Here is a 14,406-nt window from a genome sequence, read left to right as displayed (position 1 = left end):
TTTTTTGAAAGGGGAATATATAGGTGATACATACATACGAAGAAGCGATAGGTTGGATTCATAGTAAATTAAAGTTTGGTATTAAACCAGGACTTGAAAGAATGCAATGGATGCTAGAAGAACTTGGAAATCCGGAGCGTCATATAAAGTGTGTTCATCTTGCAGGAACAAACGGAAAAGGCTCAACTTTAACATATATGCGTTATATGTTAGAGGATGCAAAATATAAGGTAGGTACATTTACGTCTCCGTATATTGAAACGTTTAATGAGCGTATTAGTGTAAATGGAACACCGATTGCTGACAAAGAAATTACGGAACTCGTAAATATGGTGAAGCCAGTCGTTGAAAAATTAGACGAAACGAATTTAGGAGAAGCAACGGAGTTTGAAATTATTACAGTTATGGCTATTTGCTATTTTGGTAAAGTGAACTTTTGTGACGTTGTTCTATTTGAAACAGGTCTTGGTGGTCGTTTTGATTCTACAAATGTTATTCACCCAGTTCTTACAATTATTACGAATATCGGTCATGATCATATGCATATTTTAGGAAATACATTAGGAGAAATTGCATATGAAAAAGCAGGGATTATTAAGTCTGGTGTTCCAGTTATTACAGGTGTACAAGATGAAGAAGCACTGCAAGTCATTCAAAGGGTCGCAAAGGAGAAACAGGCAAACCTTTATGAATTTGGCAAGCAGTTTACAGCAGTACATAAACAATCTAATGAAGATGGAGAGCGTTTTGATTTTACTTGTCCTTTCGCCTCATTTGAAGATGTACGTATTTCAATGAAAGGACGTCATCAAGTAGGAAATGCAGCGTTAGCGCTTATGGCGATGATGTATGTTAAAACTTATTTATCATTCTTAATTGATGAGGAGCAAATTCGAACAGGATTAAACGAAGCGTATTGGATTGGACGTTTTGAGAAGCTACAAAGTAAGCCAGATGTCATTATAGATGGTGCTCACAATCCTGAAGGAATCGCCAGCCTTGTGAAAACAGTAGAGGCGCATTATAAAGATAAAAATGTAATAGTTTTATTTACTGCCCTTGGTGATAAACAATTGCATAACATGGTGGGGCAATTAGAAACAATTGCCGATGAAATAATTTTTACGACATTCACATTTGATCGTGCGATTTCTGCTGAAAAACTTGCGTCGTATTCACAGAAAGAATCAAGGGAAGTATTTGAGAATTGGAAAGAAGCAATTGATACGAAGATTGAAATGATAGGAGAAAATGATGTTTTTATCATAACGGGCTCTCTTTATTTCATCTCTGAGGTTAGAAAATATATTTGTAGAACAAAAAACTAGATGGCAGATGCTATCTAGTTTTTTGTTCTACAAATGAAGTCAAATGCATACATATAAGATAACTATATAGGGTAATTTGACGAATCCCTCTGACAAATATCTCGTTTTTTTGTGTAATGAATATGATATGATGCGGACAATGATAAGAGGTGAGGTGTGAGGGTATGGACAAGCAATCACGAACAATCTCGGTTAAGGTAAACGGAACGGAAGCAAAGTATGAAGAGAAGAAGAAAGAAAAAGATGAGTTTGAATGGATGGTAGTCGATAGTGAAAGAACGAAAAATGTAGTTCCATTTCAAAAAACAAAATCATCCGCTATTAAACAATATCGAAAAAAATGGAGTAATGTGTTGATGATTACAGTTGCGACTGCAATCATCATTGGTACAGCGTTTGGGATGGGAATGCTTCATTTATTAACGGGACAAGGGGAAACTGGGCAAGAGACGATAACAACTTCAAGGCAGACGAATGGAGAAGAAAAGAAGCCAGCCGGAACGAAAGAAAAGCAGCAAGAGGAGCAAAAAACGCAACCCCAAGCAGGAGTAGCATTAGCGCCAATTAAGTTATACTTTGTTCAAGGGGGTCTCTATTCGTCTGAAGAAAAAGGACAAACTGCTCTTGAGGAGTGGAAAAATAATGGGGGCATAGCAGCTTTGAAACCGAATGGTGACAAATATGCATTAGTCGTTGGAATTGCTAGCGATGAACAAACTATAGACAAATTAATGGAACAATACAAGAAAGATGGCATATCTGTCTTGAAAAAGAACTGGGAAATTGCAGATAAAGCACAATTAAAAGATGATAAAGAACTTGGCACGTTTTTAACGAAAGTACAGTCCTTATATACTCATTTTGTAAAATATGCATCTAGTGTACAAGCTGGCGGGAAAAGCAATCCAAAAGATGTAGAGTCGATACAAAAGGAATGGAAAACAATTGAAAAGGAAGGAAAGGTCATAAAAAACGAGGATGCAACAAAGCTATATACGTATGCATCAGTAGCGGCGCAAACAATTAAAGAAGGAAAGAATGATAAAGAATCAGTAGCAAAATTAAATCAAGTTCTCATTGATGGCTTGCTTTCCTATGAAAAAATGGTTTCGGAAAAAGCGAAATAATAGGATAATGAAATAAAGAGGGAAGAAGTAGGTGTGCTTCTTTCTTTTCTTTTTGAAATCTAATTTAGATCAAAGTGCTTTCTTTATGGGTAGAATATAAGCGTATATAAAAAAGAATTAATTTCCTGCATGGAAAATGATATTTCTATAATTTGTGGGAAAGATATTCATTTGATACGATGGATTTATATTTTTTTGCTTCATGTAAGAAAGAAGGGAGAACATATGAAAAAACTTATTTTAGCTTCGGGATCACCACGCCGTAAGGAGTTACTTGAATTAGCAAATGTACCGTTTGAAATTGTTGTGAGTGAAATAGAAGAAACGATTGGTGCCTATTCATCACCTTCCGATATTGTAATGTCACTTGCTTTGCAAAAAGCAACTGCTGTAGCGGAAAAACATGGTGATCATGTCGTGCTAGGTGCAGATACAATTGTGACGTATGAGTCGCGTATTCTTGGGAAGCCTGCTGATGAAGAAGAGGCAAAGGGAATGCTCCAATTATTATCAGGGAAAACGCATGAAGTATATACAGGAGTTGCGCTTATCTCAAAAGAAAAAACGGTAACTTTCTATGAACGTACCGAAGTTGCATTTTGGGAGTTAACAGAGGAAGAAATTGATGATTATATTACTTCAAAAGAACCGTTTGATAAAGCTGGAAGTTATGGCATTCAAGGCAAAGGCTCTATCTTCGTTCATCATATTCAAGGAGATTACTACAGTGTAGTAGGCCTACCGATTGCACGTCTTGTTCGTGAGTTAAAACAATTTGATAGTGATGCAACCCATGCGTGAAATTGCATGGGGTTTTCTTTATGGCAAATTGAAGAAGGAGTGAAGATATGAACGGTATTCGTGATGTTTTGAAAGAAGAACAGCCACGGGAGCGTTTATTGTTAGAAGGAGCAGAGGGTTTATCGAATCGGGAACTTCTCGCAGTTTTGCTTAGAACAGGTTCTAAAGAAGAGTCGGTTCTAACATTAGCGGACAAAATTTTGCACCATTTTGACGGATTACAAATGTTGAAATATGCGACTATAGAAGAGATGACAAGTATTCATGGTGTTGGGATTGTGAAAGCATCACAACTTCTTGCTGCTTTTGAATTAGGTCGAAGAATGGTACGCTTAGAATATCAGAATAGATATAGTATTCGAAATCCAGAAGATTGTGCAAGTTACATGATGGAAGAGATGCGTTTTTTACAGCAAGAACATTTTGTTTGTTTATATTTAAATACGAAAAATCAAGTGATACATAGGCAAACAATCTTTATTGGGAGTCTAAATACTTCGATTGTACATCCGCGTGAAGTCTTCAAAGAAGCGTTCCGTCGTGCAGCAGCCTCTATTATATGTCTTCATAATCATCCTTCAGGAGACCCAACGCCGAGCCGTGAAGATATTGAAGTGACAAAACGATTAGTAGAATGTGGTCGAATTATCGGAATAGAAGTACTTGATCATGTCATAATAGGTGACCATAAATTCGTGAGTTTAAAAGAAAAAGGTCATATTTAAGACTATTCTTTTTACTTATTTTGTTTTATAATGTGATTTATGAGTTTTTTGTAGACAACTATCTACAATAAAGGATAAAAATATAAAAAACGTACTGTTTTATTATAAATATAAAGTAAAAAAATGAGTCCGTGAAAATGAGAAAGGAAGATTGATGACATGTTTGGATTTGGTGGTTTTACTCGTGATCTTGGAATAGATTTAGGAACGGCGAATACGCTTGTATACGTAAAAGGGAAAGGGGTAGTTTTACGCGAACCTTCCGTTGTAGCTTTACAAACTGATACAAAGCAAATCGTTGCCGTAGGTAGTGATGCGAAACAAATGATCGGTCGTACACCAGGGAACGTAGTGGCTCTTCGTCCTATGAAAGACGGTGTAATTGCTGATTATGAAACAACAGCAACAATGATGAAATATTACATTCAACAAGCACAAAAATCAAATGGATTTTTCTCTCGTAAACCTTATGTGATGGTATGTGTTCCATCTGGTATTACAGCTGTAGAAAGACGTGCGGTAATCGATGCAACGCGTCAAGCTGGCGCTCGCGATGCATATCCAATTGAAGAGCCATTTGCAGCTGCAATTGGTGCTAATTTACCTGTTTGGGAACCAACTGGTAGTATGGTTGTTGATATCGGTGGTGGTACAACAGAAGTTGCAATCATTTCTTTAGGTGGAATTGTAACAAGTCAATCTGTTCGTGTTGCTGGTGATGATATGGATGATTCAATCATTCATTACATTAAGAAAAGCTACAACTTAATGATCGGGGAAAGAACAGCAGAAGCATTGAAATTAGAAATCGGTTCTGCGGGCGAGCCAGAAGGTATTGAGCCAATGGAAATTCGCGGTCGTGATTTAGTAAGTGGTTTACCAAAAACAGTATTAATTCAACCTGAAGAGATTGCTGATGCATTAAAAGATACAGTAGATGCAATTGTAGAATCAGTTAAAAACACATTAGAAAAAACACCACCTGAATTAGCAGCGGACATCATGGATCGCGGTATTGTATTAACTGGTGGTGGAGCATTACTTCGCAACTTGGACAAAGTAATTAGTGAAGAAACAAAAATGCCAGTTCTTGTTGCAGAAGATCCATTGGATTGCGTAGCAATTGGAACAGGTAAAGCGTTAGATAATATTGACCTTTTCAAAACTGCTGCTCGATAATATTTCAAAATAAAAATCAATGAAATTAAGAGGGTGTGAACGTGCCACAGTTTTTCTTAAACAAAAGATTAATTGTTTTGTTAGTTAGTATTATTCTTCTCGTGGCATTGATTGGAATCTCATTGAAAGAACGTAAAAGCTTAACATGGCCAGAGCAGTTTGTGAAAGATTCTGTCGGTGTTGTAGAACGTGTATTCCAAAAGCCAGCGAATTATGTTGCCGGATTCTTTGAAAATGTAGAAGATATAAAGCGCACGTATGAAGAAAATAAACAGTTAAAAGAAAAATTAGATAATTACGCGCAGTTATCTGGAGATGTAAAAAGGTTAGAAGATGAAAAGAAGAAATTACAAGAGCTAGTTGATAAAAAAGATTCACTTAGTGACTACAATCCAACTCAAGCAACAGTTACTTCCCGTAATCCGGATAAATGGTACGATTTAATTGGGATTGATAAAGGGGCGCAGCAAGGCATTAAGAAAGATATGGCAGTGATGTCTCCGAAGGGGTTAGTTGGACGTGTGAAAAGTGTGTCTCAATTTACATCAACAGTAGAATTGTTAAGTTCTATGAATCGTACAAATCGTATTTCTGCAATTGTTCAGGGACAAGATAACATCTTTGGACTAATTGAAGGGTATGACAAAGAGAAACAATTATTACTTTTCACAAAGATTTCATCTAATGTACAGGTGGAAAAAGGCCAGCAAGTTGTAACATCTGGACTTGGCGATATTTTCCCGAAAGGTTTAATGATAGGGAAGATAGTTGATGTTCAACCTGATGCATACGGTTTAACACAAACAGCTTATGTAGAACCTGCAGCGGATTTAAATGATGTAGATCATATTACGGTTGCAAAAAGAATTAAGAATTCAGCATCGTTAGAACAGTAAGGGGGAGAAGAGATGAAGACGATTTTAAAAAGAGCGGTTCTTCCCCTGCTGCTTCTTTTTGTTTTTTTATTCGAAAATATGTTTTCTACTGTTGTTCCGACAGAGTTATTTTGGAAGGGCAGTATAGTAGCACCACATTTCTTTATTATTGTTCTATGTTTTATTACCATTTACTATAGTCCACTTCAAGGTATTTACTACGGGCTATTATTTGGTTTCTTATTTGATACCGTATACACTGAGCTTGTCGGTGTATATATATTTGCTTATCCAATTTTGGCGTATCTTGTTTATAGTGCGATGAAGGTATTGCAATTGAACTTATTTATTGTGTTCTCTATCGTATTAGCAGGTATTGCGGCATTAGAGTATTACGTTTATGGTTTTTTAACGTTATTAGGACGTATTCATGTCCCGGCGCATGTCTTTTTCACAGATCGTCTCCTTGCTACGGTATTGCTAAATGGAATTTTCTTATTGTTAGTTTGTTTCCCACTGAGACGATATATTGTGCGTCTTTCAAAAGCGATGGAAGAAAAAGAAAAAAGGATTTTCTGATTTTATGTCGAATTGAATTCGGTGGGGTGAACTTTAGTGGAAGAAAAAAAGCAACAGAATGTAACGATAAAAGGGACGAAAGATGGAATAACACTTCATTTAGACGATTGTTGTTCATTTTCTGAATTATTGCAAGAACTGGACGAAAAGCTTTCTACACATTACTACGGTAGTGATGGACGCTCGTTAATTGAAGTGCATGTTAAAGTAGGAAATCGCTATTTAACAGAAGTACAACAAGAAGAGATCCGCACGTTAATTCGCAATAAGAAGAACCTTGTTGTGGATTCTATTGAAAGTAATGTTATTACAAAAGCAGAGGCTATAGCTTGGAAAGAAGAAACAGAAATTGTCCCTATTTCCAAAATTGTTCGCTCTGGTCAAGTTTTGCATGTGAAAGGGAATTTATTATTAATTGGAGATGTTAATCCAGGCGGAACGGTTATCGCTGGGGGGAATATTTTTGTCATTGGATCATTACGAGGGATTGCACATGCTGGATATTATGGAGATGCGGATGCTGTTATCGCTGCATCTGTTATGAATCCAATGCAACTTCGAATTAGTGATGTGACAATGAGGGCTCCGGAAGAGAAAGAAGACGGAGCAGAGGCGGCAGAATGTGCGTATATTAATGAGAACAATCACATTGTTGTCGATCGCCTGCAACTTCTCACTCATCTTAGACCTAATTTAACAAAGTTAGAAAGGGGAATTGTATAGCTGTGGGAGAGGCAATAGTAATTACATCTGGAAAAGGCGGAGTAGGAAAAACTACCACGTCTGCGAACATTGGTACAGCCTTGGCATTATCCGGGAAAAAGGTATGTTTAATTGATACGGATATTGGACTAAGAAATTTAGACGTAGTAATGGGGCTGGAAAATCGTATTGTATTTGATCTTGTTGATGTCGTTGAAGGTCGCTGTCGTTTACCTCAGGCTCTTATTAAAGATAAGCGCTTTGATGAGCTTTATTTATTACCTGCAGCACAAACGAGTGATAAATCCGCGGTAACACCTGAACAAATGGATGAATTAATACAAGTATTACGTCAAGATTATGATTACATATTAATCGATTGTCCTGCAGGTATTGAGCAGGGATTTAAAAATGCAGTAGCAGGTGCGGATAAAGCGATTGTTGTTACGACACCTGAAGTATCTTCAATGCGTGATGCGGATCGTATTATTGGGCTTTTAGAAAAAGAAGATATTGAACCACCAAAGCTAGTCATTAATCGTGTACGTAGTCATATGCTACATGAACAAGATATGTTAGATGTAGATGAGATTGTACGTACACTTTCGATTGAACTTCTTGGAGTTGTCGAAGATGATGATGAAGTAATTCGTGCTACGAATACAGGTGAGCCTGTAGCATTGCAACCGAGTGGTAAAGCGGCATTAGCTTATCGAAATATTGCAAGACGCTTGTTAGGTGAATCTGTACCATTACAAGCATTTGAACAAGAAAAAGTATCGGTATTTACAAAGGTGAAAAATTTCTTTGGAATCCGTTAAAAGCACTTCGCATATATGCGAAGTGCTTTCTTTTTGCTTCTCATGAATATCTTCGCCGAGCGGCTCATACATATGTACAAACTGTATATAACTGTTTCTGTTTGAATAAGAGCTGCTAAAAGGAAGGGGACAGTATGAAGAATAGACGTGTAGAAGAAATTCGAAAACGGATTGCCAAAAGAAAGGCAGAACAAGAAAGACTGGAGGAAGAACAGTATTTTTCTGAAGCAAATTTTGTGGGAGAAACATTATTTGTTGAGGGGGGGGGGAAGGAAACCCATCCTCTGTTTCGAAAAGAAGTCTTCTTCTTTAAAATTTTATTATCAGCGATATTAGTTCTCTCGATAGCTATTTTATTTAAGAATGCACCAGCCTCATTTGATGGAGCGCGAACTGTTACAAAAAAAATGATGCAAGAAGAATTCCAATTCGCTGCAGTATCAAAATGGTATGAAAAGCAGTTTGGGACACCCCTTGTATTTTTTTCTACGAATGAGAAGAAGAAAGAAACAGCGCAGCAAAAAGATTATGCAATCCCAGCTTCTGGTAAAGTTATGCAAGGGTTTCAAAAAAATGGCCAAGGTGTATTTGTCCAAACGGCCGCGAATGCTACAGTTGAATCAGTAAATGAAGGAGTCGTTATTTTCGCTGGTAAGAAAGGAGAGCTTGGAAACACAGTTCAAATTCAGCATGCTGACGGTACAGAATCATGGTATGGGAACTTGGGTGAAACATCGGTGAAATTATATGATTACGTTGAAAAAAAACAAAAAATCGGCACGGTTAACAGTGATTCTAATAATAAAAATGGAAAGTTTTATTTTGCAATGAAAAAGAATGAAAAATTTATTGATCCTATTCAGGTGATATCATTTGACTAGATATAGAGAAGTCTTAACAAAAATTACAGTGCATCCTTTGTTTTGGGCTATTATAGCAATTGGAATCTTTACAGCGCGGTTTAAAGAGTTAATACTTCTATTTTGCATTGTCTTAATTCATGAACTTGGGCATGCTTTTGCGGCGGCACATTATAAATGGCGCATTAAGCAAATACAACTCTTACCATTTGGTGGTGTGGCCGAGCTTGAGGAACATGGAAATAAGCCATTAAAGGAAGAATTAGTCGTTGTAATGGCAGGACCTATTCAGCATGTATGGATGATTGCAGTCGCCTATATGCTATATCGAATAGGGTGGGTTACTGATGACTTGTATCATTTTTTTGTATGGAACAATGTATTGATTTTAGGGTTTAATTTATTACCTATTTGGCCACTGGATGGTGGAAAAGTTCTGTTTAATGTGTTATCACATCGATTCCCCTATTTACAAGCACATGAAAAGATGATGAAAATATCATGTGTTTTTTTTAGTGTGATATTAGGATGGCAGTTACTTTGGAATAGTAATAATATTATGATGTGGGTATTGTTACTTTTCTTATCTGTTTCTTTATATCAAGAATGGAAACAGCGGCGCTATGCGTTCATGCGCTTTTTACTAGAACGTTATTATGGAAACAAGCGAGGTATCGAAAAGATTGCCCCTATTGAGGTGAAAACAGAAGAGCGGTTATATACGATTTTCACAAAGTTTCGTCGAGGGTATAAACATTCCATTATCGTTCAAGGTAAGTATAAAGAACATTACACATTAGATGAAAATGAATTATTATATGCGTATTTTACTGAAAAACGAACTGCATCATCTATAGAAGAGTTAATCGGTTAGTGTTGACGATAACACTAACCTTTTATTATTGTAAGGACAAAGAAAAAGAAAAAGTGAGGAAAGTATTTTGAAGACGCTATATATTAACTATACTGGTTCGGAAAAACGTGTTGCGATAGAAGAGAAACAAAAAGTTGTCGAGCTTTTATGGAAACGGAATGAAGAGCAAGAAATTGTCGGACATATTTATGTCGGACGCGTCGTAAGAACGATTGCTGGAATGAACGCTGCCTTTGTAAATATCGGATTAGAAAAACATGCATATCTTTCTTATGATGATGTACCATCTTCATATCGTATACATGAAGGACAGGCTATACTCGTACAAGTTGTAAAGGAAGCAATTGATACGAAAGGACCAAAACTAACAGCAAATATAGAATTTACCGGGAAATATGTCGTTTATATGCCGTACGATGAAATGCGTGCCGTTTCCCGGAAAATAAAAGATAATAAGAGGAGACAGGAGCTGCTTCATATTGAAGTGAAAGGGGCGGGAGGATATATTTTTCGCTCTGCTTCTGAAAAAGGAACAATTGAGGAAGTACAAATGGAAATGCAGCAACTACAGCAGCTATATGAAGAATTAAAAAGAAAAGAGGGACAAATAAAGGCGCCGGTGCTACTCCATCGCCCAGCTACTTTTTTGGATCGCGTATTTCAAGAGAATCCAATTGAAACGATTGAAAAAGTAATAGTAGATACAAGGAGTATAGTAAAAGAATTAGAAGCAAAAGTCGGAAAAGAAAAAGTATCATTTTATAATGAAAGATCTTCTATGTTTAATCATTTCGGAGTGGAGCGTGAAATCGAGAGGGCGCTTCAAAAAATTGTTTGGTTACAAAACGGTTCGTATTTAATTATAGAACAAATGGAGACGATGACCGTAATTGATGTGAATACTGGTAAATTTATCGGAAAACAAAATTTACAAGATACCGTACTCCGCACAAATGAAATAGCTGCAGCAGAAATTGCTCGTCAATTAAGACTTCGTGATATTGGTGGAATGATATTAATTGATTTTATTAATATGAAAAGACCGGTAGATAATGAGAAAGTAAGGCACCTTTTAATAACAGCTTTACAAGATGATCGTACATATACGAGAGTACTCGGATTTACGGAATTAGGGATTTTAGAGATGACCCGTAAGAGAAAAAAGCATTCTTTACGAGATGTATTATTAGAAGAGTGTACGCCTTGCAAGAAGACCGGCTACGTTATGTCTAATGAGACAATTGCTTATGAGTTAGAGAGAGAGCTGCTTACATATGGAAATATAGAGGATGAAGCGGTATTAATTGCAGCACCGAAAGCAGTACAAAAAATATTTTTACAAAAAGAATTAAAGAAAAGTATACCGTTTGAAATTTATTTCACGGATGAAGAAATAGAGAATTATGCGATTGTACGCTTTGGAACGAAGAAAGAAATGATGAAAAGTAAAAAATAGTTAGCAGAACATTTATTGACAATCGTCTATGTTTCATGATAACATCTCTATGTTATAGTTTATAGCACCTAAACGGCTATATGCTACAACCGCACAAGACAGGTTCCTTAAAGGCATTTTATGTCTACCTCGTTTTTGGCGAGTCTTAGTAATTAAGAGGAGGTGCAAGTATGTACGCAATTATCGAAACAGGTGGAAAACAAATTAAAGTTGAAGCTGGTCAAGCAATCTACATTGAAAAATTAGATGTTGAAGCTGGTGAAACTGTTACTTTTGACAAAGTTCTTTTCGTTGGTGGCGAAAACGTGAAAGTTGGTAGCCCAGTTGTAGAAGGTGCAACAGTTACTGCGAAAGTTGAAAAACAAGGTCGCGCTAAGAAAATCATCGTTTTCAAATACAAAGCGAAAAAGAACAATCGTAAGAAACAAGGTCATCGTCAACCTTACACTAAGCTAGTTGTTGAAGCTATCAACGCTTAATTCTGGTTAAGATGATTAAAATTACGATAAGTCGCACGAAATTAGGAAGTATCCAATCATTTAAAATGACTGGACATGCCGATTATGCACCACATGGACAAGACCTTGTCTGTGCTGGAACAACTGCGGTTGTGTTTGGTTCTATAAATGCAGTGGAAGAACTTTGTAATGTGCAGGCAACTATTGAACTCGGAAGTGATGGTGGATTCTTAACGTATGAATTGCCTAATGATTTAGACGTTTATACAGCAGAAAAAGCACAAATACTTTTAGAAGGATTGGTTGTTTCGCTTAAGACGATTGAACTTGATTACGGAAAGTATATCCGTTTAATAGAAAAAGTGCAGGAGGTGTAACGTATGTTAAGATTAGATCTTCAGTTTTTCGCATCTAAGAAAGGTGTAGGTAGTACAAAGAACGGTCGTGACTCTCAGTCAAAACGTCTTGGTGCTAAACGCGCAGATGGTCAAACGGTTTCAGGTGGTTCAATTCTTTACCGTCAACGCGGTACAAAAATTTATCCAGGTGTTAACGTTGGTCGTGGTGGCGATGACACTTTATACGCGAAAGTTGACGGCGTAGTACGCTTTGAGCGTCTTGGCCGTGACCGCAAACAAGTGAGCGTATATCCTGTTGCTCAAGAAGCATAAGAAACTCACGGAAAACTCTAACCTGAGTGCAGGTTAGAGTTTTTCTATATTAAGGGGTATCTGAATGAACGAAAAATGGACAATTATAGATGCGTTGCGCCACTCAAGACATGATTGGCTCAATCGTATGCAGATGATTAAAGGAAACCTTTCTCTTGGAAGAGTGGAAGAGATTCATGGGCTCATCGATCGTTTTGTCCAAGAAGCGAGACAAGAATCCAATCTGATGGGGCTATCGATGCCTCTATTTTCAGAGTGGATTTTAACATATAATTGGAAACAGCAACCGTGCTTATTGGAGTACGAAGTATTAGGGAAACTACATAACTTATCTCATATCGATGAGACTGTGTGTACATGGACGAATCAATTTTTCTCAATGCTTCAGCATAGTTTAGACGTATATGTTGAAAATTATGTTTGTATCACAATTGAATGTGACGCGGAGAATGCTCGTTTCTTTTTTGATTTTCGTGGTAAGCTAAAGAGTGTAGAAGAACTACAAACGTGGCTTGCGAACCAAAACAATGAATGGGATTCCATTTCTTATACAGTACGAGATGAAGAAGTCTCAGTTATATTACAACCAATCGAAAAAAGTGTGGTGAAATAATGTTTGTAGATCAGGTCAAGATATATGTAAAAGGCGGCGACGGTGGTAACGGAATGGTTGCGTATCGTCGTGAAAAGTATGTTCCAAAAGGTGGCCCAGCAGGTGGCGACGGTGGTAAAGGTGCAGATGTTGTTTTTGTCGTTGAAGAAGGCTTACGTACATTAATGGACTTCCGCTACCAACGTCATTTCAAAGCTGATCGTGGTCAGCACGGAATGAGTAAAGGTCAGCACGGTCGTAAAGCTGAAGATTTGATCGTAAAAGTTCCACCAGGAACAGTTGTAAAAGACGAAAAAACAGGTCAAATTCTTGCCGATTTAGTAACGCATGAGCAAACAGCTGTAATCGCAAGAGGTGGCCGTGGTGGCCGTGGTAACTCACGTTTTGCAACAGCAACGAACCCAGCGCCTGAAATTGCTGAGAACGGGGAACCAGGTCAAGAGCGTGATGTCATTCTAGAACTTAAAGTACTAGCAGATGTTGGACTTGTCGGATTCCCAAGTGTAGGTAAATCTACATTATTATCTGTTGTATCATCAGCACGTCCGAAGATTGCAGAATATCACTTTACAACAATCGTTCCAAACCTTGGTGTTGTTGAAACGGGTGATAATCGTAGCTTCGTTATGGCTGACCTTCCTGGACTAATTGAAGGCGCACATGCCGGCGTCGGACTTGGACATCAATTCTTACGTCATATCGAGCGTACACGTGTAATCGTGCATGTTATTGATATGTCTGGTTTAGAAGGCCGTGATCCATATGAAGATTATGTTACAATCAATAATGAATTAAAAGAATACAATCTGCGTTTAACAGAGCGTCCACAAGTTGTTGTTGCAAACAAAATGGATATGCCAGATGCAGAAGAAAACTTACAAGTATTTAAAGAGAAAGTGGGGGACGAAGTAAAGATCTTCCCGATCTCAGCTGTAACGAAACAAGGTGTTCGTGACTTACTATTTGAAGTAGCGAACTTATTAGAAACGACACCAGAATTCCCAGTACATGATGTTGTAGACGAGTCTGAAACAAGTGTAATGTACAAATTTGAGACTGAAGGTGTTAAATTTGAAATTACACGTGAAAGTGACGGCACGTTTGTTATCTCTGGTTATGATATTGAGAAGACATTCAAAATGACAGACTTCTCACGTGATGAATCTATACGTCGTTTCGCTCGTCAAATGCGCGGAATGGGTATTGATGAAGCGCTTCGTGCACGCGGTGCAAAAGACGGAGACATTGTAAAAATTCTTGAATATGAGTTTGAATTTATCGATTAAGACTGCCAAAATACGGCAGTCTTTTTTATAATGGAAAAAGGAGTTGGTTTT

17 protein-coding genes and 1 other annotated feature are annotated in these 14,406 nt (G+C 37.3%); all 17 genes read left to right on the top strand.

The window, feature by feature from the left end:
• Positions 1-23 precede the first annotated feature (23 nt).
• The 17 genes from DJ93_RS07975 (at position 24) to obgE (ending at position 14,355) form a co-directional block, all read left to right on the top strand.
• Complete coding sequence (locus tag DJ93_RS07975; RefSeq protein ID WP_042980109.1) at positions 24-1,328, top strand: bifunctional folylpolyglutamate synthase/dihydrofolate synthase; 1,305 nt, start codon at positions 24-26, stop codon at positions 1,326-1,328.
• A 164-nt stretch (positions 1,329-1,492) separates the two neighbouring features.
• Positions 1,493-2,455 (top strand): hypothetical protein, encoded by a 963-nt coding sequence (locus DJ93_RS07970; RefSeq protein ID WP_042980107.1) that lies wholly within the window; start codon positions 1,493-1,495, stop codon positions 2,453-2,455.
• A gap of 225 nt (positions 2,456-2,680) precedes the next feature.
• Positions 2,681-3,256 carry a Maf family protein gene (locus tag DJ93_RS07965; RefSeq protein WP_042980106.1) on the top strand — a complete coding sequence of 192 codons (576 nt, stop codon included), beginning with the start codon at positions 2,681-2,683 and terminating at the stop codon, positions 3,254-3,256.
• Positions 3,257-3,303: 47 nt separating this feature from the next.
• Complete coding sequence (gene radC, locus DJ93_RS07960; protein ID WP_042980105.1) at positions 3,304-3,981, top strand: RadC family protein; 678 nt, start codon at positions 3,304-3,306, stop codon at positions 3,979-3,981.
• Between the two features lie 159 nt (positions 3,982-4,140).
• On the top strand, positions 4,141-5,160 hold the full coding sequence (gene mreB, locus DJ93_RS07955) for a cell shape-determining protein MreB (RefSeq protein WP_042980104.1): 1,020 nt from the start codon (positions 4,141-4,143) through the stop codon (positions 5,158-5,160).
• A gap of 41 nt (positions 5,161-5,201) precedes the next feature.
• Positions 5,202-6,056 carry a rod shape-determining protein MreC gene (gene mreC / locus DJ93_RS07950; RefSeq protein ID WP_042980102.1) on the top strand — a complete coding sequence of 285 codons (855 nt, stop codon included), beginning with the start codon at positions 5,202-5,204 and terminating at the stop codon, positions 6,054-6,056.
• Positions 6,057-6,068: 12 nt separating this feature from the next.
• The gene (gene mreD / locus DJ93_RS07945; protein ID WP_042980101.1) at positions 6,069-6,614 is read left to right on the top strand and encodes a rod shape-determining protein MreD; all 546 of its coding nucleotides are present in this window, start codon (positions 6,069-6,071) and stop codon (positions 6,612-6,614) included.
• Positions 6,615-6,650: 36 nt separating this feature from the next.
• Entirely contained in the window at positions 6,651-7,337 is a 687-nt protein-coding gene (gene minC / locus DJ93_RS07940) for a septum site-determining protein MinC (protein WP_042980100.1), read from the top strand.
• A gap of 2 nt (positions 7,338-7,339) precedes the next feature.
• Positions 7,340-8,137: a septum site-determining protein MinD gene (minD, locus tag DJ93_RS07935; protein ID WP_017150645.1), complete on the top strand. Its 798-nt coding sequence runs from the start codon at positions 7,340-7,342 to the stop codon at positions 8,135-8,137.
• A 134-nt stretch (positions 8,138-8,271) separates the two neighbouring features.
• Positions 8,272-9,018, top strand: a complete 747-nt coding sequence (locus DJ93_RS07930) for a M23 family metallopeptidase (RefSeq protein WP_042980098.1) — start codon at positions 8,272-8,274, stop codon at positions 9,016-9,018.
• The gene (locus DJ93_RS07925) at positions 9,011-9,871 is read left to right on the top strand and encodes a M50 family metallopeptidase (protein ID WP_042980097.1); all 861 of its coding nucleotides are present in this window, start codon (positions 9,011-9,013) and stop codon (positions 9,869-9,871) included. Before DJ93_RS07930 ends, DJ93_RS07925 begins: the two co-directional genes overlap by 8 nt.
• Before the next feature lie 67 nt (positions 9,872-9,938).
• Positions 9,939-11,327, top strand: coding sequence for an Rne/Rng family ribonuclease (locus tag DJ93_RS07920; protein ID WP_042980095.1), 1,389 nt, complete (start codon positions 9,939-9,941; stop codon positions 11,325-11,327).
• A gap of 77 nt (positions 11,328-11,404) precedes the next feature.
• Positions 11,405-11,483 (top strand) — a sequence feature (ribosomal protein L21 leader region).
• Between the two features lie 14 nt (positions 11,484-11,497).
• The gene (gene rplU / locus DJ93_RS07915) at positions 11,498-11,806 is read left to right on the top strand and encodes a 50S ribosomal protein L21 (protein ID WP_000270907.1); all 309 of its coding nucleotides are present in this window, start codon (positions 11,498-11,500) and stop codon (positions 11,804-11,806) included.
• Between the two features lie 11 nt (positions 11,807-11,817).
• Positions 11,818-12,162, top strand: a complete 345-nt coding sequence (locus DJ93_RS07910) for a ribosomal-processing cysteine protease Prp (protein WP_042980094.1) — start codon at positions 11,818-11,820, stop codon at positions 12,160-12,162.
• A gap of 3 nt (positions 12,163-12,165) precedes the next feature.
• On the top strand, positions 12,166-12,456 hold the full coding sequence (gene rpmA / locus DJ93_RS07905) for a 50S ribosomal protein L27 (RefSeq protein WP_000944957.1): 291 nt from the start codon (positions 12,166-12,168) through the stop codon (positions 12,454-12,456).
• A gap of 64 nt (positions 12,457-12,520) precedes the next feature.
• Positions 12,521-13,069, top strand: a complete 549-nt coding sequence (locus DJ93_RS07900; protein WP_042980092.1) for a sporulation initiation phosphotransferase B — start codon at positions 12,521-12,523, stop codon at positions 13,067-13,069.
• On the top strand, positions 13,069-14,355 hold the full coding sequence (gene obgE / locus DJ93_RS07895) for a GTPase ObgE (protein ID WP_042980090.1): 1,287 nt from the start codon (positions 13,069-13,071) through the stop codon (positions 14,353-14,355). Before DJ93_RS07900 ends, obgE begins: the two co-directional genes overlap by 1 nt.
• Positions 14,356-14,406 lie beyond the last annotated feature (51 nt).

Origin of the sequence: Bacillus clarus, from assembly GCF_000746925.1 — a bacterium.
Classification (GTDB): Bacteria; Bacillota; Bacilli; order Bacillales; family Bacillaceae_G; genus Bacillus_A; species Bacillus_A clarus.
This window is presented reverse-complemented; position numbering and strand designations above follow the sequence as displayed.